This is a genomic window from Gammaproteobacteria bacterium, from assembly GCA_041395445.1.
Lineage (GTDB): Bacteria > Pseudomonadota > Gammaproteobacteria > Xanthomonadales > Marinicellaceae > NORP309.
Genome location: JAWLAO010000002.1, coordinates 481,058 through 504,986 on the forward strand (window position 1 = coordinate 481,058; position 23,929 = coordinate 504,986).

Below are 23,929 nucleotides of genomic sequence, written 5' to 3' on the forward strand. Positions count from 1 at the left end.
TTAATTGCAAAGAGGACATACAATGCAAACGACATTGAATCCATCAGAAATTAGCGAACTGATTAAAGAGCGCATTAAGAATTTCAAAGTACAATCAGAAGCAAGAACAGAAGGTACAGTTGTTTCTGTATCAGACGGTATTGCCAGAATTCACGGACTTGCAGATGTAATGCAAGGTGAGATGATTGAATTACCTAATAACACTTATGCATTGGCGTTGAACCTTGAGCGTGATTCAGTGGGTGTGGTCATCATGGGTGATTACACAAACATCTCAGAAGGCGATAAAGCGAAATGTACCGGTAAAATTCTTGAAGTGCCGGTTGGACCTGAATTGGTTGGACGTGTTGTGGATGCTTTGGGTAATCCAATTGACGGAAATGGTCCGATTGAAGCTAAAGAAACATCACCAGTGGAGCGTATTGCTCCGGGTGTTATTGAGCGTCAATCAGTTGACCAACCTGTTCAAACGGGCTTGAAGTCTATTGACTCTATGGTTCCAATCGGAAGAGGACAACGTGAGTTGATTATTGGTGATCGACAAACCGGTAAAACAGCAGTTGCAATTGATGCGATTATTAATCAAAAAGGAAAAGGTGTTACCTGTATTTACGTTGCGATTGGTCAAAAACGCTCATCAGTAACAGCGATTGTTCGTAAACTGGAAGAGTTTGGTGCGATGGATCACACAATTATTGTTGCGGCCACAGCTTCTGATTCAGCTGCGATGCAATATATTGCTCCTTATGCCGGTTGTGCGATGGGTGAGTACTTCCGTGACCGCGGTCAGGATGCTTTGATTGTTTATGATGATTTGACAAAACAAGCATGGGCTTACAGACAAGTTTCCCTGTTGTTGAAAAGACCTCCTGGACGTGAGGCTTATCCTGGTGATGTTTTCTACTTGCACTCAAGATTATTAGAGAGAGCGGCTCGTGTGAATGCGGATTACGTTGAAGAATTCACAAAGGGTGAAGTTAAAGGTCAAACAGGTTCATTGACGGCATTGCCAATCATTGAAACCCAAGCCGGTGACGTATCAGCATTCGTACCAACAAACGTAATTTCGATTACTGACGGACAAATTTTCTTGGAAACTGATTTATTTAATGCTGGTATTCGTCCGGCGATTAATGCGGGTCTTTCTGTGTCACGTGTTGGTGGTGCAGCCCAAACTAAAGTAATTAAGAAATTAGGTGGTGGTGTTCGTTTAGCACTGGCTCAATATCGTGAGTTGGCAGCGTTTGCTCAGTTTGCTTCAGATTTGGATGAAGTGACCAGAAGACAGCTTGAGCGTGGTCAAAAAGTAACAGAATTGATGAAGCAAGCACAATACTCTCCTATGAGTGTTGCAGAGATGGCAGTCACTTTGTATGCGGTCGATAAAGGTTACATGGATGACATCGAGCTCAACAAAATCGGAGATTTTGAATCGGCGTTGTTAGATCACATGAATGGATCTCAAGAAGAGTTTATGAATAAACTCAGTGCATCCGGCGATTATAATGATGAAGTTGAAGGAACTATCAAAGCCGGAATTGAAGGGTTCAAAAAAACTGGTACATGGTAGAAAGAAGGTTACTTTAAAAAGTAAAAATTGATTTAAAGAGCAAGTAATATGGCAGTCGGAAGTGAAATTGTAACCAAAATTAAAAGTGTTCAGTCCACCAAAAAGGTGACTTCAGCACTTGAAATGGTTTCGGCAAGTAAAATTAAACGAGCCAAAGACCAAATGATGGAGGCAAGACCTTATGCAACACAGATGAAAAAAATCATCGGGCATATGGCTCATGCTTCTCCTGAATACAGACACCCTTTCATGAAAGAGCGTGAAGTTAAAAGAATTGGTTACATTATTATCTCTACCGACAGAGGTCTTTGTGGTGGCTTGAATACAAACCTTTTCAAAAAAACCGTTGCTGATATGAAACAATGGAAAGATAAAGGTGTTGATATAGACGCTGTGACAATTGGTAACAAGGCATCAACTTTTTTCAAAAGTGTTGATGTTTCGCTGAAAGCGAGCATTAGCTCATTGGGAGACAACCCTGAGTTAACTAAACTGGTTGGCGTTGTTAAGGTTATGTTGGATTTGTTCACAGAAGAAAAAATTGATCGCATAAATTTAGTATTTAATGACTTTGTTAATTCGATTGTTCAAAAGCCAACAGTTCAGCAACTTTTGCCACTTGAAGCAACAGATGATGATGGAGTCAAAAACAACTTTGACTACCTCTATGAGCCGGAAGCACAAGATGTTTTAGAGTTCGTATTAGGTCGTTATGTTGAATCATTGGTGTTTCAGGGGATTTTGGAAAACTTAGCTAGCGAACATGCTGCAAGAATGATAGCGATGAAAAACGCCACAGATAATGCGAGTGAGCTGATTAAAGACTTGCGACTAGTATATAACAAGGCACGTCAAGCTGCCATTACACAAGAAATTTCAGAGATTGTTGGCGGAGCCGCCGCAGTTTAAGTATTGAGGATTTTAAAATGAGTTCAGGTAAAATAGTACAAATTATTGGTGCGGTTGTTGACGTAGAATTCGATCGTAAAGACGTTCCTAAAGTCTATGAGGCTTTGACAATTGCGGAAACAAACACAACTCTTGAAGTTCAACAACAGTTAGGTGACGGAATTGTGAGAACAATTGCGTTGGGTTCAACAGATGGTCTGAAAAGAAATTTAAATGTTGAATCAACCGGTGCTCCTATTAAAGTTCCTGTTGGTAAGAAAACACTTGGTCGTATCATGGATGTATTAGGTAACCCAATTGATCATGCCGGAGAAATTGGCGAAGAAGAGCGATGGGAAATTCACCGTCAAGCTCCAAGTTATGAAGAGCAAGCAGCCAGTAATGACGTGTTGGAAACCGGTATTAAAGTTATCGATTTGGTATGCCCGTTTAACAAAGGTGGTAAAGTTGGATTGTTCGGTGGTGCCGGTGTTGGTAAAACTGTAAACATGATGGAATTGATTCGTAACATTGCGATTGAGCATAGTGGTTATTCCGTTTTCGCCGGTGTGGGAGAGCGTACTCGTGAAGGAAATGACTTCTATCACGAAATGAAAGACTCAAACGTACTTGATAAAGTATCTTTGGTTTACGGTCAGATGAACGAGCCTCCGGGAAACAGATTGCGTGTGGCATTAACTGGGTTGACAATTGCTGAACAGTTCCGTGATGAAGGTCGTGACGTTTTATTGTTTATTGATAATATTTATCGTTATACATTGGCAGGTACTGAAGTTTCAGCTTTGTTGGGTCGTATGCCATCTGCTGTAGGTTACCAACCAACCCTGGCTGAAGAAATGGGTATGTTGCAAGAACGTATTACTTCAACTAAGAAAGGTTCTATTACATCGATTCAAGCGGTTTATGTACCAGCTGATGACTTGACTGACCCTTCTCCTGCAACAACATTTGCTCACTTGGATGCAACTGTTGTATTATCAAGAAATATTGCAGAATTAGGCATTTACCCAGCGGTTGATCCACTAGATTCAACATCACGTCAATTGGATCCAAACATTGTTGGTGAAGAGCACTATAATGTGGCGCGTGCGGTTCAAGGAACATTACAAAGATATAAAGAGCTTAAAGATATTATTGCTATCTTGGGTATGGATGAGTTATCTGAAGAAGATAAACAAGTTGTTTATCGCGCTCGTAAAGTAGAGAGATTCTTCTCTCAACCATTCTTCGTGGCAGAAGTATTTACAGGTTCCCCAGGTAAATATGTTTCATTAGCTGAAACAATCAGAGGGTTCAAAGGAATTATTGAAGGTGAGTATGACGATTTACCGGAACAAGCATTCTATATGGCTGGATCAATTGATGAAGTGATTGAAAAAGCGAAAGCCATGGAGTCTAAAGCAGCATAATCCTGCGGAGTGAAAGATGAGTACAATTCAATGTAACATAGTCAGTGCAGAGAATGAGATTTTTTCAGGTGAAGTGGCAATGGTTTTTGCTACAGGGATAGCTGGCGAACTCGGTATCGCACCTCGACATGCACCGCTGATAACATTACTGAAGCCAGGTGAAGTCAGACTTGAAAAAGCTGATGGCTCCCGCCAGAACTATTATGTTTCAGGTGGAATTTTAGAAGTTCAACCTCATATAGTAACTGTTTTGGCGGATACAGCAACCCGTGCTGAAGACATTGATGAGGCTGCTGCTATAAGAGCCAAAGAAGAAGCTGAAAGATTATTGAAAGACTCAGATAAACGTCAGGATTTGGCAAGAGTTCAGGCTGATTTAGCGAAAGCAGTTGCTCAAATTCAAGCACTTAGTCGTATTAAGAAAAAGCTACAAAAGAAAAGGTAAGTTAACCTTTTACATAATAACAAAGGTTGGCACTTTAGCTAATGCCAACCTTTTTATTTTGTCTGATTTAATAAATTATTAAAATTATCAGCAACTAACAAAAGGAATATGTTGAAATTTATCAAGTTAATGTTAAAATTCAACTCCTTTAATGATGCGGGGTGGAGCAGTCAGGCAGCTCGTCGGGCTCATAACCCGAAGGTCGTAGGTTCGAATCCTGCCCCCGCTACCAAATTTTATGAGACAATTTAATTTGTTTCTACTACTAAAGGCTCCATAGGGAGCCTTTTTTGATTGTTAAAAATGTTAATCTGAATATGAAGCAAAAAGTTCTAACAGAGTTATTGGAACCTGTAATTACAGCAATGGGTTATGTATTTTGGGGAATTGAATACCAAATTCGTAAAGCTGATGCTCTATTAAGAGTTTATATAGACAGTCCGGAAGGAATCTCAGTGGACGATTGTGCAGATGTCAGTTATGAAATTTCAGGGGTGTTGGATGTTGAAGAGCCAATATCAATGGCTTATGTTCTTGAAGTTTCGTCACCAGGCTTAGATAGAATTCTATTCACACCACAACAATTTGAACAATTTATTGGTGAAGAAGCAAAGATAAATTTGAATCATAAAATTGATAATAGAAGAAAAATTAAAGGTAAAATTATCACTGTTGAGGGTGACAAAATAACAATAGAATCAGAAGGTGAACAAATCATTGTTGATTTTGATACGATTATGAAAGCAAGAATTGTTCCTGGTTTTTGATGGAGTTTAAAAATGAGTAAAGAGATTTTATACGTTGCAGAAGCATTATCTAATGAAAAAAATGTTACTAAAGAAGTCATTTATGAAGCTATTGAGTTAGCTTTGGCATCTGCAACACGAAAAAAACATCGTAAAGATATGGATGTTAAAGTGATAATTAACCCACAAACTGGTAACTACCGTAGTTTTAGACGTTGGGAAGTGGTCGCTGATGAAGATTTGGAATTTGAAGATAAGCAAGTTGCGTTATCAGAAGCACAGTCAGACAACCCGGAAGTAGAAATCGGTGATGTTTTAGAAGAAGAAATGGAATCTATTGAGTTTGGCCGAATTGCAGCACAAACGGCTAAACAAGTTATCTTGCAAAAAGTTCGCGAAGCAGAAAGAATGCAAGTAGTCGATAAATATGAAGATCGAGTCGGCGAAGTTTTGAATGGCACAGTGAAGAGAGTAGACAGAGGACATATTTTCCTGGATTTAGGAAATAAAGTGGAAGCTATCATTCCTAAGGATCAGTCAATTCCAAGAGAAATGACTCGTAGAGGAGATCGTTTACGTGGATTACTTATTGAAGTCAACAAGGATAATCGTGGGCCACTATTGACTCTTTCAAGAAGTGCTTCTGAGTTTTTAATTGAGTTATTTAAAGTAGAGGTTCCTGAGATTGATCAAGGTTTGATTAAAATTAAAGGAGCTGCTAGAGACCCGGGATTTCGTGCTAAAATAGCGGTTCACTCAACAGACCCAAAACTAGATCCGATTGGAGCTTGTGTGGGTATGCGAGGATCTCGTGTAATGTCAGTTTCAAACGAACTAGGCGGTGAGAGAATTGATATCGTATTATGGGATGAAGATCCAGCTCATTTTGTCATTAATGCAATGGCGCCTGCGGAAATTGAATCCATAGTCGTTGATGAAGACAGAAATAGCATTGATGTCGCCGTTGCCGAAGATAAATTATCACAAGCCATTGGACGTGGCGGACAAAATGTTCGTTTGGCAAGTGAGTTAACAGGCTGGAATATTAATGTCATGACATCCGAACAAGCGGATGAGAAGAATCAGTCTGAAGCGATGGAATTTGTTGAGAAATTCATGGATCAATTGGATATTGATGAAGACATGGCAGTTATACTCGTACAAGAAGGCTTCAGTTCAATTGATGAAATCGCTTACGTCGATAAATCCGAATTATTAGCAGTTGAAGGATTTGATGAAGATGTTGTGAGTGAGTTGAGACAAAGAGCCAGAGATGCGCTTTTGACGCAATTAATCTCAAAAGAAGAAAAACTGGAAGAAACAAAACCAGCAGATGATTTACTGAATTTAGAAGGAATGGATAGTAAATTAGCATATACATTAGCGTCAAAACAAATTACAACCAGGGATGATTTAGCAGATTTATCAACAGATGAATTGATGGAAATTTCCGAATTATCAGAAGAACAAGCATCACAATTAATCGTAGAAGCTCGTAAACACTGGTTTGAAGAGGAAGAATAAATAAAACAAAGAGGTTCAGAATGTCTGAAGTAACAGTAAAACAATTAGCAGAAGTCCTTGGAATATCGCTTGAACAACTGATGGATCAGTTGTCAGGAGCTGGTATATCCGTTAAAAGTGCAGATGACACAATTAGTAATGAAGACAAAAGACAATTGTTAGCATACTTACGTTCTGCTCATGGAAAAGAAAATAAGGATGAAACACCTAAAAAGAAAGTTGTCTTAAAGCGGAAATCCACCGGGACACTGAAAATCTCCAGTGGTACAGGCGTACGTGCAAAAACAAAAACAGTTAACATTGAAGTTCGTAAAAAAAGGATTGTCAATAAACTGAACAAAGATGAAATGGACGAAATTGCACGAGATCGACAAGAAGCATTAAAAGCTTTAGAAGAAAGAAAAAAACAACTTGCTGCTGAAGAAACAAAAAGAATAGAAGAGGAAAAACTTAGAAAGCAAGAGGAAGAGGAAGCCAGAAAAGCAGAAGAAAGTATAAAACAGCAAGAGCAGGAAGAAGAGCTCGTTGAGGTTGAAGAAACTGAACAGGAAGAAGTTGAAGAGGATAATGATGATTCTTCAGATACTCAAGAAGAACTGACTGAAGAAGAACAAGCCAAAGCCAAAGAGTTGCAAGAGATTGAAGATCAGGTGCAAAGACAAGTTATGGCAGCGGTTGAGAAGAAAAAAAGAGAAAAGGAAAACCTCAAGAAAGGAAAGCATGCGAAGAAAAAAGATGATGAAGAAGAAGATGACGATTTTTCTAAGTCTCGAAATAGAAAGAAACAAGGAAAGTATGGTAGAGAAGAGCTACATGTAAAAGGTGGCAAGAAAGGAGCTTTCGCAAAAGACTTCAAAAAACCTGAAAAACATGGTTTTACCAAACCGGTTGCTGATCAGGTTAAAACAGTCAAAATCTCTAGCGATGGAATTACATTGTCTGAGTTGGCGAAGGATCTGGCAATCAAAGCCGGAGATATTATCAAGGAGCTTATGAAAGAAGGAATGATGGTGACTATTAACCACATTCTTGATCAGGATACAGCTGTATTGGTTGTCGAGGAGCTGGGTCATCAGGCAGAAATCGTTGCAGAGCAAACTCTTGCAGAGGAGCTTTTCTCTGAAGCTGAAGAAAAAGAGGATGAAAGCCTAGCAGAAACTCGTCCACCGGTTGTGACGGTTATGGGTCACGTTGATCATGGTAAAACATCTTTACTTGATTATATTCGTGAAACCAAAGTCACCGATAAAGAAGCCGGTGGAATCACTCAGCATATTGGTGCTTATCACGTCAAAACTGACCATGGTGTGATTTCATTTATAGACACACCGGGACATGCTGCATTTACAGCTATGAGACAACGTGGTGCTCAGGCAACTGATATTGTCATTCTTGTTGTAGCGGCAAATGACGGTGTGATGCCGCAAACTGTCGAAGCAGTTAAACACGCAAAAGCAGCAGGTGTTCCGATTATCGTTGCAGTCAATAAGATGGATCTACAAGGAGCATCAGTTGATAAGGCAAAGAAAGATCTAACCAATTACGAAATCGTCCCGGAAGATTGGGGTGGAGACACTCAATTTGTGCCTGTGTCTGCAAAAACTGGAATGGGAATTGAAGAGTTATTGGAGGCAATAAGCTTACAAGCAGAGGTAATGGAGCTTAAAGCGATAGTCAACAAACCTGCAAAAGGGATTGTAGTTGAGTCCAGTTTAGATAAAGGAAAAGGTCCGGTAGCAACTGTTTTAGTTAAATCAGGTACCTTGAAAAAAGGTGATATGGTACTGAGTGGAGAGCAATTTGGTCGTGCCAGACGTATGCTCAATGAATTGGGCCAAGAAGTTGAAGAAGCAGGTCCTTCTATTCCGGTGGTTATTCAAGGTTTGTCAGGCGTGCCGATAGCCGGTGAAGAGTTTTTGGTCGTTCAAAATGAAAAACTGGCAAAATCAGCAGCCGCGGAACGTAAAGCTCATGAACGAGATGTGCGCCTAAAAGCTCAGCAGGTCGCTAAACTCGAAGAAATGATGTCCAGCATGGGTCAAACTAAAGAAAAACTAATTGTGAATCTGTTGATTAAAGCAGATGTACAAGGTTCGGTTGAAGCCCTTAAAGAGTCATTAACCTCATTAGGTAATGACGATGTTGAAGTTCGTGCAATTTCCACCGGTGTGGGCGGAATCACTAATGCTGATGCACAACTGGCTTTATCTGCGAATGCTATGATTATTGGTTTTAATGTTCGTGCAGATAAACCGGCTCGTGAAGTCATCAAACAAAATGATTTGGACTTGCATTATTACAGCATCATTTATGAAGCCATTGATAATGTAAAGGCAGCCATCACAGGCTTCTTAGGTACAGAAACTAAAGAAGTTATTATTGGTAATGCGGAAGTTAAAGATGTATTCCGTTCATCCAAATTTGGAGCAATTGCCGGTTGTATTGTGCTTGAGGGTTCTGTTAAACGAGATAACCCAATTCGTGTTCTTCGTGATAATGTTGTTATTTTCCAAGGTGAGCTGGAATCATTGCGTCGCCATAAAGATGACGTCAAAGAGGTTCGTGCAGGAACAGAATGCGGAATAGGTGTAAAAGGATACGATGATATTCAACCCGGAGACGAGATTGAATGTTACGAGCGTGTCGAGGTTAAGAAAACTCTGGATTAATCATTATGGCATTCAGAGAATTCACCCGCTCCGATCGTATGGCTTCACAAATATTAAAAGTAATAGCCGTTGCGGTCAGGGAAAAGTTTGAATACGATAAAGAGTTAAAACATGTTGCAATTACTGATGTTGATGTCAGTCGTGACCTGTCAATTGCTAAAGTGTTCTTTAATACATTATTCCCGAAATATGAGCAAGAAGCACAACAAGCATTAAATGAAAATGCCGGCTTTTTGCGTTCGATTGTCGCAAAAAAAATTCACGCTAGAAAAGTTCCGGAACTAAGGTTTTATTATGATGCTTCTTTGGAAAGAGGAGCATCATTAGAATCTCTCATCAGCAAAGCCAGAGAATCTGATCCGGGATTTGATGAAGAGGAATAACCTCAATAATTAATGCAATAATGGAATTTTAAGTCTTGTCAAAGCCAAGAAGTAAAAATCAGCAGGAAGTTCATGGAATTTTGTTGCTGAATAAACCGCAAGGAATCAGTTCCAACGCAGCTCTGCAAAAAGCCAGAAATATATTTCGCGCAAAAAAAGCCGGTCATACAGGCAGTCTTGATCCAATGGCAACCGGATTATTACCTTGTTGTTTTGGCGATGCCACACGAATCGCCGGATTGATGTTGAGTTCTGACAAGGTTTACATTGCGGAATGTGAAATCGGCAGTGAAACAGATACCGGCGATGCCACAGGAATGATTACACAAGAATCTTCCAAACACTTCTTGCAGGATGAAGAAATAGAAAAAGGCATTCAAAACTTTAGCGGTGAAATCGAACAAATTCCTCCGATGTATTCGGCACTTTATCATAATGGTGTACGACTTTACAAATTGGCCCGCTCCGGTGTTGAAGTTGAAAGGCCGTCTCGTAAAATCACTATCCATGATTTTAAACTGTTAAACATCGACAACAGTTCAGATAGGCAAAAGCTTTCTTTTGAAATTCATGTTTCCAAAGGAACATACATCCGCACATTACTTGAGGACTTTGCAAAATATTGCGGAACTTATGCTCACATGACAAAATTGCACCGTATTCAAACCGGAGTATTGAAAGGCAATATGGTGACATTGGAACAACTCCAAGAAACGGAAAACCCATTTGAATTACTTAATGGTATAGATTATGCTTTAACAGAATATACACAAGTGACTCTGACAAAAGAGCAAATCCAGACCCTTATTCATGGACTTAGATTTGAAAGCAAAATGGTAGAAGGAATTTACCGGATTTATGACGAACAAGACCAATTTATTGGACTTGGAGAGGCTCAATCTAACGGACAGTTCAAAGTCAAAAAGCTGTTTTTGAAGTCATACTTAGGTTAATTTACTTTTTATAGTAGAAATAGTCCATAAAGATATTCGTTTTACCTTTCTTTTGGTGGTCATCAATAAAAACATAACCGGACTTTATCACATCATGTGTTTTAAGTTTGCAGATATAATTGTCAGCCATATCATTTTTTTCACAACTATCAACAAACTCACTCTTTTTGTAAAAGTCCAGAATATCTTCAGGTGCTGCCGTAGAACCGAGTTCAACTTGTTTCATTAAAATATCGGGATTACTACTGTCCATTTCTTCGCTAAAAGTAATTTCAGAACTCGGAAAAGGGGGGAACTTCAGGAGGTGTTTCAGATAATACCCAATGCGAAAAAAGAACTATGCAAAAGAATAAAAGTTTTTTCATAATTGAAACCAAGAAGAAAATTTAATTATAAAAATCAAACTTACAATGTACAATAAATTTTTTTATAGAAAATGTTCAATTGCATTCCGATAAAAAATACAGCACTCGTTCGGCGACAGCAGTCATTGTTGCGAATATGATTGGCACCAGTGTTTTTGCATCTTTGGGTTATCAGTTGCTAGATATTCAATCAGGTTTTGTTGTATTACTTCTATGGGCAGTAGGAGGGTTAACAGCTCCTTTTCGGAGCGTTGAGTTATGCGGAATTAGGTCTGCATTGCCACGTTCCGGTGGCGAGTATCATTTTCTCAGCAAAATATATGGTCATCCGGCTGCCGGCTTTGTGACCGGATGGGTTTCTATTACAATTGGATTTGCAGCGCCAACGGCAATGGTTGCCATATTATTTGGTGGGTACTTTTCATCGGTTTTTACAAGCCTGGAATGAAACAATTTTAGCCGCTGGGTTGATTATTGTATTAACAGCCATTCATATCACCAACCACAGACAAAGTGGCGGATTTCATCAAATCATGACATTGGTTAAATTGATTTTAATCATCCTGTTTTGTGTTGCTGGATTTGCAGCTGAACCGATAAAGGGGATTGAATTTGTACCGCATCAAGAAGATTTATCAATTATCTTTAGCAGTAGTTTTGCAGTTTCACTGATCTATGTCAACTATGCATATATGGGTTGGAACTCTGCAACATATATTTCCAGTGAATTGGACAACCCACAAAAAAGCCTGCCTCGAATTTTATTGAGTGGCACGTTATTAGTCGCCATACTTTACGTTTTGATAAACGCTGTATTTTTATATGTTGCACCAATTGAGGAAATGAAAGGAGTTAAGGAGATTGGATTTATAGCTGCGAAGTATATATTTGGCGACAGCGGTTCGGTTATTTTTAGTATCTGTCTTTCAATCGTGTTGATTTCAACTGTTAGTGCCATGACAATTGCCGGGCCAAGAGCATTTCAGTCGATTGGACAGGATTATCCTTTGTTTAGAATTCTTGCCAAGACCAATAACAACAATATTCCGGTTTATGCCATTTTATTGCAGTCAATATTGAGTTTGATTTTTATCTTTACCTCATCGTTTCAAAGCATTCTGATTTTTGCAGGGTTTACCCTGGGTCTCAGTAATTTCGCGACTGTATTAGGAGTTTTTGTTCTGCGTTATAAGCAGCCGGAATTGGTTCGTCCGTATAAAACATGGTTATATCCAATCACACCAATGCTTTATTTATTGTTGATGGGATGGACTTTATGGCACATTACTATCGAAAAACCCAACGAAGCATTGATGAGTTTGACAGTTATTGTTGCGGGAATTTTAATGTATCTGGCATCAATCACTATTAGACCCGGAAGAACTTAACCCAGTTTGCTTTTCAAATATTTTATTAACTCAACTTCGTTTTCCGGTAATAACAATTCAGTAAATTGATTTTCAGCATCTTTCCAGATTTGCTCACCATTCTCGACAGCCATGTAATGAGGTTTGTTATTTTTCTCGCCGGAATAGCTACTGGTTGAATAATGTTTCGCGGCTGCGGCAACGCCACTTCGTCCTCTGTGTAGAATATAACCACCGGAATTACTTCTGAAATCATAAAGCTGATATTTGTTTTTCCACAGGCTTTTTTGCAAGGGATAAGCCGGTGAACCATGATTCACAAAAGGTGAGATTTTTTTGTGACTATAAATATCTCGACGAAGACACAAAAAAGACGCTTGAGCCTGCGGACAAATATTGGAGCTGTAACGAAGTTCTCCGGCAAAAGCGTATTTTTTGGAATTGAAAATTTCTGCAAGCTCAGTTATGGTGTTGGGGTTTCTGAAAATAATATCGGTATCGCAAATCATCAAGACATTGCTTTGCAATTGTCTTTCTAAAGAGCTTTCCAGTTTGTTGAGATAATAAATCCCCTTCCTGAGCCCGCGAGCATGCGTACGTATCCAGCGATTTTCGACTAACTCAATCCGAAAAATACTTTTACTTAAATTTCTTAAAAAATCCAAACCGCCATCTTTGGAATCGTTATCCACAATTACAATCCGAGTTATTTTTTGACGGTTATTTTGCTGGCATAATGTCAAAAGCATTAACTTGAGAAAGTGCGTAGTTGAAAAATTGACCGTTAACAACGCAAATCGGCAATCACCATCAAAATCAGGAATTTTGGCAACAGGAAATATTTTTTTCTGAATCACAGAAAAAATCTGATCCAGACGCTGACCAATTTTTCGTTGTAAATTAGCAAACAAAGACATACAAGGCGAATAACAAATTTGAACCTAAAAGATAAAAGATTTAAAATTAAAACATAACTTTAACGAGCATCATTTTAACATGACAAAACTCAGTGTAAATGTAAACAAAATTGCGTTGCTTAGAAACTCCCGAGGCAGAGACTTTCCCAATGTGATTGATTTTGCGCAAAGATATATCAATCTTGGTGTGCATGGAATCACCGTTCATCCCCGACAGGACGAGCGCCACATCACAGTTCGGGACACTTTCGAACTGTCAGAGTTTTTGCAGGATTTCCCCGATGTGGAGTTCAATGTGGAAGGTTATCCCTCAGATCATTTCCTTAAAATTATCAAAGACACTCGCCCGGATCAATGCACACTGGTTCCCGATGGCGTCAATCAACTCACCTCCGACCACGGCTGGGATATGCGATACAATCAGGACAGAATCAATCAACTAGGGAAACAGTTAGCCGATTATGGAGTGCGTAGCTCTGTTTTTCTAGATCCTGAAATTGAGCAGGTGGAATTGGTTGCTAAAACAGCAGTGGATCGTATCGAACTTTATACCGAAGAATACGCCTCGGCTTACGGTAGAGATAATCAACAAAAAATCTGGCAGAAATACGCGGATGCCTCCAAACTCGCCCAAGAACTCGGTTTAGGAGTCAACGCCGGACATGACTTGGATTCTCAGAATCTTGGAAAATTTCTGGAAATTCCAAAAATCCTCGAAGTCTCCATTGGCCATGTTCTCACCATAGAATGTTTGTTGGAAGGAATGCCAACGGTGATTAAAAGATATTTGGATATTTGTAAAGGAAGCAATGAGTAATTAATAATGTGTAATTAATAATTATTACTAATCTCTCGCAGAGATGCAGAGGCACGGCGAAATCTAAGTGAGTACAAAAGAACTCTGTCATGCTGAGCGAAGTCGAAGCATCTCCTCAATCCACCGTGATTCTTTTTAAAATTAGATGTTGTCTCCCCTTTTGAAAGGGGATTAGGGGGTATGTTACTAAACACAATTGATAACCGCAGTTCATTTGACTCGTATAATGAAGTGCAATAAACTTAAAACAACAAAATCAAAACAGAGCAAATTTTGACAATCAGTATCAAATCGGCTGGCCAGCTGTCAAAAAGAAGAACTCAAACAAGCCTTATCACGGTCAATCCTGACCATGATAAGACTAGTAGGTTAGCTTTGAGTTAACTGCCTATGAAGATAGTCACATGGAACTGCAATGGAGCATTAAGAAAGAAGCTTGAACAAGCTAATTCTTTTGATGCAGATGTGCTTATCATTCAAGAATGTGAAGATCCTTCTCAATCAACTAAAACCTACCAAGAATGGGCAGGCGATTACCTTTGGGTAGGCACAAATAAAAATAAAGGTATTGGTGTTTTCCCCAAATCTGGTAATACGGTACAGCAACTTAATTGGTCAGGTAAGTTTCAAATTAGTGGCTTACAAACTGAAAGCTCGTCTACTACATGGACCACCAAAGATTTACTTTTGTTCTTACCGTTCAAGCTAAACAATCAATACATTGTATTGGCTTGTTGGACTAAAGGTAGTGATTCGCAAATCTTTGGTTACATGGGGCAGTTCTGGAAATATCTTCAAATACACAGAAAAGACTTAAATGAAAAAAACACTATCATACTTGGTGACTTTAATAGCAATGCAATATGGGATAAGAAAGATAGGTGGTGGAGTCATACTGATACCATAAATGAATTGGCTTCTATCAAAATAAAGAGTCTTTATCACTATCAAACAGGCGAGTTACAAGGGCAAGAAACTCAGCCTACTTTTTATCTTCACAGAAAAGAAGCTAAGCCTTACCATATTGATTATGTTTTTATGTCTCATAACCTTTTGCAACACAGCAAAATTGAGCTAGGCAAAATTAATAACTGGCTGGCTTTTAGCGATCACATGCCTCTATGTACAACACTCAGCAGTTAACAAGTGCGTCATTTAGGACGTTTACTAATTTGTGCCTATTACGAAGGTGTTAAAACCAATGCAAAACTCCATAAAATCTGAAATCAATTCAATCACGCCATTGGATGCAAAAGAAAAGAAAACCCAAGAAGAAATAATTGAGTGGATAGACTCAGGAGCTGAGCTTTTTCGAATAAAAAAGCCGGATGTTCCAACCAAACATTTGGTGTCCTATTTTGTTGTTGTTGACGGTGATTATATTTTGCTCGTGGATCATAAAAAGGCTCACTTATGGTTGCCAACTGGTGGTCATGTCGAGCCAAATGAGCGCCCTCGTGACACCGTTGTTCGTGAAGTAAAGGAAGAGTTGAATATCGAAGGACAGTTTTTGATTGAAAAGCCAATCTTTTTAACCAGCACTCAAACAGTCGGGACAACAGCCGGACACACGGATGTTTGTATCTGGTATGTTCTGAAAGGTGACAGAAATATCAAATACGATTATGATACTTCTGAATTTAATCAAATCAGATGGTTTCATCGAGATGAAATACCTTTTAATCAAACCGACCCGGAGCTACCAAGATTTCTTGATAAGCTATATTCAAAGATATGACGATTAAACAAAACTACACCATACACACAATGACTCGTGAGCAACTGGATATTGCAGTTGAATGGGCTGCGGCGGAAGGCTGGAATCCGGGCTTGCACGATGCCGATTGTTATTATGCTGCTGACCCTAATGGATTTCTCATGGGGTTTCTGGATGAGGAACCGATTGCAAGTATTTCGGTTGTGAAATATGACGACAGTTTTGGCTTTCTGGGCTTTTATATTGTTAAACCCGAATATCGTGGTCAGGGTTATGGCATCCAAATTTGGAACGCTGGTTTGCAGTATCTAAACGGCTGTAATATTGGGCTTGATGGAGTGGTCGATCAACAACCAAATTACAAAAAAGCCGGTTTTAAATTGGCATACAGAAACATTCGTTTTGAGGGAAAAGCCGGTGGTGATTTTCCGCAAAACTCCGAGTTGAAAGAGCTTTCATCTTTGCAATTTTCAAAGATTGAAAAGTATGAACAACCGTTCTTCCCTACGAACCGTAGTGAATTTGTTGAATGCTGGATCAATCAGCCCGGAAGTTTCGCTTTTGGAGTTGTTAAAAACAATCAGCTTCTTGGTTACGGAGTCATTCGTCCTTGTCGAAATGGTTATAAAATTGGTCCATTGCAGGCGGATTCGCCGGAACAAGCAGAGCTTCTTTTTTGTGCGTTAAAGTCTAAGGTTAAAGCAGGTGTTGCCATTTTTCTGGATGTTCCTGAAGTTAATGAACAAGCCATTCTTATGGCGAGAAAGTACAATATGAAACTATCTTTTGAAACTGCAAGAATGTACACCGGTAGCTTTCCTGAATTGCCGATACATAAAATATTTGGAGTGACTTCTTTTGAGGTTGGCTAAATCCTCAGCAGTTAATACAAAATCATTTTTAATCAATATACAGCTTGTTGGTGGTCAAAGTAGCAAAGGAATAATACAACTTATACAAAATAATAAACTATGAACAAAAAAATCTTTTTCCTCTCTCATGGCGGCGGTCCTCTTCCGGTTCTTGGTGAAAAATCTCATAAAGAACTTGTTGAGAACTTAGAACGAATAGCACAAGAAATCAGAAAACCCTCAGCAATTTTAGTGATAAGTGCTCATTGGGAGGAAAACGAGGCAACCGTAACATCCGCAATAAACCCGGATTTAATTTATGATTATTACGGTTTTCCGCAAGAATCCTATAGCATAAAATATCCTTGTCCGGGTAATCCTGAATTGGCGAAACAGGTGTGGCAGAAATTAAAAGATCTAGATATTCAATCAGAATTAGACGAACAAAGAGGGTTTGATCATGGTTTGTTTATTCCTTTAAAAATCATGTTCCCGGAAGCTGATATTCCCTGCGTACAGCTTTCATTATTGAATAACCTCAATCCTCAACAACATATTGCCATCGGCAAGGCGCTATCATCTATCGAATATGAAAATTTGCTTATCATCGGCTCAGGATTTTCTTTTCATAATATGGCTGCATTTTTCGCAAAAGAAACAGAAGAGACAAAAGACAAGAATAATCAATTTGAAGGATGGCTTATAGACACCTGTTCCAACCATAATATTAATGAAACAGAAAGAGAAAACAGGTTAAGTAACTGGAGTTCAGCACCTCATGCCCGATATTGCCATCCCAGAGAAGAACATTTGTTACCTTTACATGTTTGTTATGGGTTTGCACAAAGAGCCTGCGACCTGTATTATGAGTTGCATATTTTAAACAAGAAAGCCAGTATGTATCTTTGGAAGTAGTTATTGATTTTAAGTCAAGGGTTACAGTAGTTGTCAGAATTTTAAATCATAGTGTATTTGAGCAAAATCGGAATAGCGACAATATCATAAGGAATATAATTTCATCATGAATAGTAAACAAATTCTTAGTAAAAAACTGTCAGAAATTAGATTGGCGATAGAGGAAATGTTGGAAGATAAAGCCATCAAACATAAAGTTTGGAATTTTGGAGCTTATGACATAGATCCAAAATATCTGGTTATTGTTGGTACGGAAACGGAAATACAAAAACAAGAACTTCATTCAGATAAAAGTTTTAATGAGTCGCTTAAAAATTTATTAGAACAGTTTGATTGGCCAGAAGCTGCAAGAGAGCATGTTGTTTTCAGTATAGAATCACAAGAGGCTGTTGATAAACAATCCAATGGGAACTGGTGGTATCACTATAAATGATTTTCTTCCAATCCCATTGAACGAATTACCTTTATAAGATACTAAACCCCTTATCCACCATATTCATCAATATCATTTCTCCACTCTTATTGGCTCTGAATAATCCGTATTCCGACTGCTGATATTGCTCAGCTTTGCCTTCCTGAAAGTAAAAAGCATCGGTAGTGAAATAAACCTGGTAGTTTCGGTATTTATACGGAATTATGTATTGATTGACGGTGAGTTCTTGATTGTTATACAAACCCACAAAGCTGACGACATTATTGCTGTCTTTTTCAACAACTGCGAAACCGTTTTGAACTTGAACCGGTTTATTCGGGTTGAGCAGAGAGATGCGATCACGAATATCGTTGGATAAAGCAAACCGCAACCTCATGTAATCCCCTTGCATCAACGAACGCGGGTCAACCGGAGCGAGTTTGAATAACAACACGTCGCCATTTTCGATCAAATCCTGCTTTTTGGAAATGTTCAAATTGATTGAAACCAGAACAGCCAAAGCAGTAATTGCAGCAACGATATGTGATGCACCCGGTTTGTGAACAGCCAATTTTTTGCTTTGTTTTTCAGTATTGGTTTGTTGATAAACCTTGCTTAGAAATACTGCTGAGGCCAACATAACAACACCCAAAATCATCAACACCACCGATTTAAACATCAGCGTATGAGCGAGATTGTAATAATACCAGGAGAAGAAACTCACTACAGAAAGCCAGCCAAAAACGATAAGAACAATTCTTTGACGAGAAAAACCCAGAAGAGCAACCAGCAAGCCGGTGCTGATACCACCAATTTTGAAACTAATCAGAACCAAAAGAACAGATGCACATAAGCTGAGAATACCGGTTTTGGAGTTCCACTCAATTTTGTTTTCTTTCAATAGAATCAACACCAGATTCAGAAAAATTAAAGCGATTAAAATGCTGTTTATCAATCCGGCATGTTCAAACAACCAGCCGGTTTTATGGTGGATGGTTTCCCTGAGAATAAATTTCCCGAACAATAAAAAGCCACTACTGACGATGATGACAAGTCCGACTCCATATCCAACGGGTTCCCAAAGTTCATGTTTTTTACCCCAGGATGTTTCGCGTAGCCAGATGAAACTAAAAACCACAGCTAAAAAAGCACTTCCCAAACCGTGAAAACCAGAGCTGTTTAAAGCAAATAAGACAGCCAATAAACCAAAAGCGGTTGTCAGTAAACGATGAGCGTATTGCGGAATCAAATACGCCAGGATGAGTTGATAAACACCGAGCACAAATGCGGCGGTAGTGAATTCGAATTTCAAAAAGAAAAGTCCGATACCAAACATCAGTTGACCACATAAGCTGAAAGCCATTCCAACTTGATCAAAAAAGTCGTTCTTCTGCATACGAATCACCGCATAAGCAGCGACGGAACATAAAATTCCGACAGTCAGCATGATATCTGCTGTTGGATATCGGAACATGAAATTAAAAGCGACTCCAAAGAATCCGAGGAAGAATAAAGCCGCTATCCAACCGGCAAAGCCTTGAATAAAGCGAATATACCAAGGGATATGTTCCGCATCAGCTTCCGGTTTATTTCCGGAAACCAGATTATTTTGCAAAAGAGTGTTCCAGATTTGTTGAGGATTATTATTCATGGCTGTTCTCCTCTGTCGCTCTGGACTCTCTGAGCAGGTATATCAACCATTTGATGATTGCCGTTGATGCGCCGATAATCAATAAACCGAAAAGCAAAAATGCTAATCCGTCCAAATCATCGTTAATAGCTTTCGCAATCAAACCGAGTGCAAACACGGCAGTGGCAACCGCCCAAGATGCCATAATTAACACATCAAGTGTTTTGACTCTGTAAAAATAATAAATTGCCGGCATCCACAGTAGGAATAATAAAAACTCCTGATAATATCTTTTCGGATAACCGATGAAATAAAGACTAAGAAAACTGAAACAAACCATCGCCGTAACTAAAGCGGTTTGCGCGGCAATTCGGTTGAAAAGGAGAGGTGCTTTGCTTTTGTGTAAAAACTCGAAAAAGAGGCCGGCTGTCATGTTTAACAAAGCAAAAACAAACATCAAATGTTCTCTGCTAAATAACCAAAATCCCCAAAAGGTTCGGTGAACATCCGAATAAAGCGATAAAGTTAAATTCGCTAAACCCAACCAAATCAACCACATCCCGCTACTTCGGGAAGCAAACGCCAAAGGCGTTGTAAACAAAGTCCAGATAAGGAAAAGTTGCCACGGATCTTTGCCGGTTTGATAAGTTTGTCCAAATAATGCAAATAATGCACCAAACAACATCGTCATAAAAAATAGTGTCGAGGTACTGGCAATTGAAAATCTTCTGGTTTGGGTGTAGGCAATAAAAGCAACAACAATCAAGCCTTGCACAATGGCAAATTTGGTGAAATCCGAAATATCATCCCAGTTATAGGCAAAAAAGAAAATAATTCCGCTGGCAAGAGCTAAAACACCAAACCACAACATCATGGTTTTGATGTAGGTAAACCATTGTGCAGAAGTGTTTTTGCCACCTCCGAGTTCCAGAGCTTGTTCGATGTTGGAGTTATCTATCAGCCCCTGTTCTTGCCACTTGAGCATTTGTTGTCTGGCTTCATTCATGTTTTCTTCTCTCTAAAAGATTGCATTCAGCTTAAGATAAAAGCCGAATTATTACCAGACGACTCACACAACGGTTCATTATCAAAACCGAAAGTATTAAATTTTAATACTGTTCATGTAAATTTGTGCTAATTTTTCACAACCTTTGCGGTCGTCTTCATCAAAACGATTGAGAACCGGACTGTCAATATCCAGAACTCCGATTATCTTTTCGCCATTAAATAACGGCACAACAATTTCCGAAGCACTTGCCATATCACAAAAAATATGTCCGGGAAACTGATGAACATCTTTCACCACCTGAGTTTGTCCTTGAGCAAACGCAGTTCCACAAACGCCTTTGCCGATTTCTATGCGAGTGCAGGCAACTTGTCCCTGAAAGGGGCCGAGAACCAACTCGCCATTATTTTCAAAATAAAAACCCAGCCAATTCACTTGCTCCATAGCGTGATACATGAGGCTGGAGAGGTTGGCGGCATTAGCAATCGGGTTGGTTTCAACAGAAAGTAAACCGTCTGCTTGTTTGGCTAACAAATGATAGAACTCTGATTTATTATTTGTTGTTATTTTTTCTATTTCAAAAGCCATTGTTTAATCCTCTATTTCAGTTTTTTGAATCAACGAGCTTAAATAAACCGAGTTTATCAACCACTTTTGAGTGCCTTTCCAGAATCCTCGGAAGTTTGGATTGAAAGCAAATTTGATTAAATTACCTTTTCCATGTTTTTCAGCAATGAGCAAACTGCTGTCATTCACCAAGTTTTTCATCTGTTCTGATAAATAGCCCGCTGCAAGAGCATTTTTTGGTGCTTTTAAAGTCGTGACATAAGGGTTTTTCGATGGTTCAAGCATCGCTTTGCCTTGTAACATAACATATTGATCTTGCTGATGCATTCCAAAACCCAGAGGATGAGATAAATCGGCTGTCGCTGCAACAATCGCTCCGCCAATAATGTTTTCAGCATTGTCTTTTTCAAAGTCAGCATAAGATTTTCTGACTTTTTCAGAATCATCTTTTTCAGCTTCCTTCACAAATTTTTGAATGTTTTTTTCAACCCAGAGCGATGATTTTTGCAAGCTAATGAGAGTGCCGCCTTGTTTAACCCATTGGTTCATCTTCTCAATGGATTTTTCATCAAGCATTTTATAATTACCGCTTGGCATTATCAGATGCGAGTATTCATCAAGGTCGATTTTTGCAAAACGACTGGTATCAACTTTGGTCAGTGCTAATCCGATTTCAGCATCAAATAAGTGCCAAATGCTACCGGCCTGATACGAATTAACTCCTTCACCGATAACAAGCAAAGCTTTGGGAGATTTTAATGTTGTAAATGATGGCGAACCTAAATCCACACCGTTTGAGTTCAAGCCGCTTGTGATGGCGAACGCTGAAACTTTAAAAAATTCAGCCAAATTGGATAACAAAGTTAACAACTCATCTTCTTTGATATCATTGGTCGGAATAATTATTGCACCCGGTTTGAAAATAACTGTGTGACCATTGCTCTTGATAGTGAACTCTTTTGCCAGAGCTTTGGTGGTGACTTTTTTCTGTTGCAAGTAATTCAATGCTCCTGCAGAATTGCCTTCATCCCAGTTGAAAGCGTAAGCCAAAGCATTTTTTCGATAAGAATTGTGAGGTTTTTTCCAGTTGGCATCTTCGGTTTCAGGAGTTGTTTTGAGCTTGGCGGAATTCAATCCCCACGCCATTACCAGATTCCATGCCGACACATCATAAAAAGTGTTGTCCGTAAACTTTTTCTGCTCGCTAAACAAGGCTTGAATCAAAGTGTATTGAGGCTGCTGAACTGGAATAAAAATTGATTTCTCAGCAGGAAAGTCTTTATTGTCGGCAGAAACATCAACTTTCAATTTTGAATATTGAATATTGTGGGAGCTTAGAAAATTGGACAGTTTTTCTGCGTTATACACATTATCCGCACTCAAGATATAACCTTTGAAATTTTCTTTGTCAGCTTGTTTCAGAGCATTGTTGTAAAACTGTTTTTTATAATTGATTAATTCGGATTTCAGAGCATAAGCTCCTTGTAAAGTTGAAACAGCGGTGCGGAATTGATTGTCAATTCCCTGCCAGAGCAATCGTTTGCCTTCTGAGGTTTGTAAGTTGCCACCACGAGCACTCGCCTGTTCAAACAAAATTCCAATACTTCCGTGTAAATCAGGATAGGTTGAGCCTTTGCCCGGATAAAAGTCATCGTAATCTTCGCGGCTGTAATATAAAGCCTGCTTTTCATCCAGAGTTTTGGAGTGAAATTGTGCCAACTTATTTGTCAGTTCAATATTTTTCTGTGGAATCAATGGGTTGGTTCTTTGCGGAACTCCGGGCTGAAAGAAAAAGGTTTTATCACTGCCCATTTCATGATGATCATCTAATACATGCGGCTGCCACTTTTGAAATTGTTGAATACGATGTTGTGATTCTGTTTGTGTCAACAACAACCAGTCACGGTTCAAATCAAACCAGTAATGATTGGTTCGTCCGTTCGGTGTTTGTTCATGATGCGAAGCATCATTGCTGTCCGGGTTGTCAATCATTCCTCGCATGGAATTTACATCTGTGATGAAACGATCATAGCCATCGGGATTGATAACCGGATCGATAATAATCAAAGTCTCATTCAATAATTGATTGAGTTCGTCGCTGTATCCGGCAATCAAATGATAAGCATAAATCACGCTGGCATTGGCTCCGCTGGTTTCATTGCCATGTACGCTGAAACCATTCCAGACTTTTAAAATAGAGTCATCATTGGGCAATTGTTCCAGATTTTTGATGTTTTCTTCCGAACTGATAAACAATAAAACCAATCTGCGCCCCTCATTGGTTCGTCCGTACTCAACCAGTTTAGCTCTTGGTGAAGAAGCAGCTAAAACACTCATATATTGAACAATCTGATCATGTCGATAATGTCTTTCTCCAACCTCAACACCGGTAACCGCTTTGGGAGTCGGAATCGCTGTCTGATAACGAAAATCATCAGGAAGGTAATCCTCCAACACAATTGCATTTGCATTAAAAGTAAAAAAGGCTATCAAACAGAGCAATCTAAACATAAGAACATCATCGAATAAAAGTGAATCTATCATAAATGAAGTCACTTGGTTTTTGAAGATGTTTATTCAACGACTTTAATACAATAGATTTCTAAAGTAGTTTTTTGTCATCTTTGGGCTTGCCCTGGAGATCTAGAATTACTTTAAAAAAGTAATATAAACTCTGTCATACTGAGTGAAAGCGAAGTATCTCAACAAAGATATCGTCATGCTGAATTTATTTCCACTAGTGTCCGGTTAAAATAT

The 23,929-nt window shown here is 39.0% G+C and carries 21 protein-coding genes, 1 tRNA gene and 1 pseudogene; 17 read left to right on the plus strand and 6 right to left on the minus strand.

The window, feature by feature from the left end:
- Positions 1–22 precede the first annotated feature (22 nt).
- The 10 genes from atpA to truB all read left to right on the plus strand — a co-directional run bounded on the left by atpA (position 23) and on the right by truB (position 10,608).
- Positions 23–1,570, plus strand: a complete 1,548-nt coding sequence (gene atpA, locus R3F25_05535) for a F0F1 ATP synthase subunit alpha (GenBank protein ID MEZ5496277.1) — start codon at positions 23–25, stop codon at positions 1,568–1,570.
- Between the two features lie 48 nt (positions 1,571–1,618).
- The gene (gene atpG, locus R3F25_05540) at positions 1,619–2,479 is read left to right on the plus strand and encodes a F0F1 ATP synthase subunit gamma (GenBank protein ID MEZ5496278.1); all 861 of its coding nucleotides are present in this window, start codon (positions 1,619–1,621) and stop codon (positions 2,477–2,479) included.
- A 17-nt stretch (positions 2,480–2,496) separates the two neighbouring features.
- Entirely contained in the window at positions 2,497–3,888 is a 1,392-nt protein-coding gene (atpD, locus tag R3F25_05545; protein MEZ5496279.1) for a F0F1 ATP synthase subunit beta, read from the plus strand.
- 16 nt (positions 3,889–3,904) lie between these two features.
- A complete protein-coding gene (locus R3F25_05550; protein ID MEZ5496280.1) occupies positions 3,905–4,333 on the plus strand; it encodes a F0F1 ATP synthase subunit epsilon in 429 nt (142 codons plus the stop codon).
- 155 nt (positions 4,334–4,488) lie between these two features.
- A tRNA-Met gene (locus R3F25_05555) sits at positions 4,489–4,565 on the plus strand.
- 79 nt (positions 4,566–4,644) lie between these two features.
- Positions 4,645–5,100: a ribosome maturation factor RimP gene (gene rimP / locus R3F25_05560; GenBank protein ID MEZ5496281.1), complete on the plus strand. Its 456-nt coding sequence runs from the start codon at positions 4,645–4,647 to the stop codon at positions 5,098–5,100.
- Between the two features lie 12 nt (positions 5,101–5,112).
- Positions 5,113–6,603 carry a transcription termination factor NusA gene (nusA, locus tag R3F25_05565; GenBank protein ID MEZ5496282.1) on the plus strand — a complete coding sequence of 497 codons (1,491 nt, stop codon included), beginning with the start codon at positions 5,113–5,115 and terminating at the stop codon, positions 6,601–6,603.
- 20 nt (positions 6,604–6,623) lie between these two features.
- Positions 6,624–9,272, plus strand: coding sequence for a translation initiation factor IF-2 (infB, locus tag R3F25_05570; protein ID MEZ5496283.1), 2,649 nt, complete (start codon positions 6,624–6,626; stop codon positions 9,270–9,272).
- A 5-nt stretch (positions 9,273–9,277) separates the two neighbouring features.
- Positions 9,278–9,655: a 30S ribosome-binding factor RbfA gene (gene rbfA, locus R3F25_05575; GenBank protein MEZ5496284.1), complete on the plus strand. Its 378-nt coding sequence runs from the start codon at positions 9,278–9,280 to the stop codon at positions 9,653–9,655.
- Positions 9,656–9,690: 35 nt separating this feature from the next.
- Positions 9,691–10,608: a tRNA pseudouridine(55) synthase TruB gene (truB, locus tag R3F25_05580; protein ID MEZ5496285.1), complete on the plus strand. Its 918-nt coding sequence runs from the start codon at positions 9,691–9,693 to the stop codon at positions 10,606–10,608.
- A gap of 1 nt (position 10,609) precedes the next feature.
- Here truB and R3F25_05585 read toward each other — a convergent pair whose 3' ends face one another.
- Entirely contained in the window at positions 10,610–10,861 is a 252-nt protein-coding gene (locus R3F25_05585) for a hypothetical protein (GenBank protein ID MEZ5496286.1), read from the minus strand.
- Between the two features lie 248 nt (positions 10,862–11,109).
- Between R3F25_05585 and R3F25_05590 the strand changes: the two are divergent.
- Positions 11,110–12,361, plus strand: a pseudogene (locus R3F25_05590) (amino acid permease).
- Here R3F25_05590 and R3F25_05595 read toward each other — a convergent pair.
- Complete coding sequence (locus R3F25_05595) at positions 12,358–13,197, minus strand: hypothetical protein (protein MEZ5496287.1); 840 nt, start codon at positions 13,195–13,197, stop codon at positions 12,358–12,360. The pseudogene R3F25_05590 and the gene R3F25_05595 overlap by 4 nt on opposite strands.
- 139 nt (positions 13,198–13,336) lie before the next feature.
- On the opposite strand from R3F25_05595, the gene R3F25_05600 reads away from it, so the two are divergent.
- The 6 genes from R3F25_05600 (at position 13,337) to R3F25_05625 (ending at position 17,990) form a co-directional block, all read left to right on the plus strand.
- Entirely contained in the window at positions 13,337–14,074 is a 738-nt protein-coding gene (locus R3F25_05600) for a pyridoxine 5'-phosphate synthase (protein ID MEZ5496288.1), read from the plus strand.
- Positions 14,075–14,464: 390 nt separating this feature from the next.
- Positions 14,465–15,217, plus strand: coding sequence for an endonuclease/exonuclease/phosphatase family protein (locus R3F25_05605; GenBank protein MEZ5496289.1), 753 nt, complete (start codon positions 14,465–14,467; stop codon positions 15,215–15,217).
- A gap of 58 nt (positions 15,218–15,275) precedes the next feature.
- The gene (locus tag R3F25_05610) at positions 15,276–15,812 is read left to right on the plus strand and encodes an NUDIX hydrolase (GenBank protein ID MEZ5496290.1); all 537 of its coding nucleotides are present in this window, start codon (positions 15,276–15,278) and stop codon (positions 15,810–15,812) included.
- Positions 15,809–16,663, plus strand: a complete 855-nt coding sequence (locus tag R3F25_05615; GenBank protein ID MEZ5496291.1) for a GNAT family N-acetyltransferase — start codon at positions 15,809–15,811, stop codon at positions 16,661–16,663. Before R3F25_05610 ends, R3F25_05615 begins: the two co-directional genes overlap by 4 nt.
- Before the next feature lie 99 nt (positions 16,664–16,762).
- Positions 16,763–17,557 carry a class III extradiol ring-cleavage dioxygenase gene (locus R3F25_05620; protein MEZ5496292.1) on the plus strand — a complete coding sequence of 265 codons (795 nt, stop codon included), beginning with the start codon at positions 16,763–16,765 and terminating at the stop codon, positions 17,555–17,557.
- Positions 17,558–17,663: 106 nt separating this feature from the next.
- Entirely contained in the window at positions 17,664–17,990 is a 327-nt protein-coding gene (locus R3F25_05625) for a hypothetical protein (GenBank protein ID MEZ5496293.1), read from the plus strand.
- 31 nt (positions 17,991–18,021) lie between these two features.
- On the opposite strand, the gene R3F25_05630 is transcribed toward R3F25_05625, so the two are convergent.
- From R3F25_05630 to R3F25_05645, 4 genes are all read right to left on the minus strand, one after another.
- On the minus strand, positions 18,022–19,620 hold the full coding sequence (locus R3F25_05630) for a GDYXXLXY domain-containing protein (GenBank protein ID MEZ5496294.1): 1,599 nt from the start codon (positions 19,618–19,620) through the stop codon (positions 18,022–18,024).
- Complete coding sequence (locus tag R3F25_05635) at positions 19,613–20,605, minus strand: DUF2157 domain-containing protein (GenBank protein MEZ5496295.1); 993 nt, start codon at positions 20,603–20,605, stop codon at positions 19,613–19,615. The genes R3F25_05630 and R3F25_05635 overlap by 8 nt, the downstream gene beginning before the upstream one ends.
- 96 nt (positions 20,606–20,701) lie before the next feature.
- A complete protein-coding gene (locus R3F25_05640) occupies positions 20,702–21,193 on the minus strand; it encodes a GAF domain-containing protein (protein MEZ5496296.1) in 492 nt (163 codons plus the stop codon).
- A gap of 3 nt (positions 21,194–21,196) precedes the next feature.
- A complete protein-coding gene (locus R3F25_05645; protein MEZ5496297.1) occupies positions 21,197–23,716 on the minus strand; it encodes a M14 family zinc carboxypeptidase in 2,520 nt (839 codons plus the stop codon).
- Positions 23,717–23,929 lie beyond the last annotated feature (213 nt).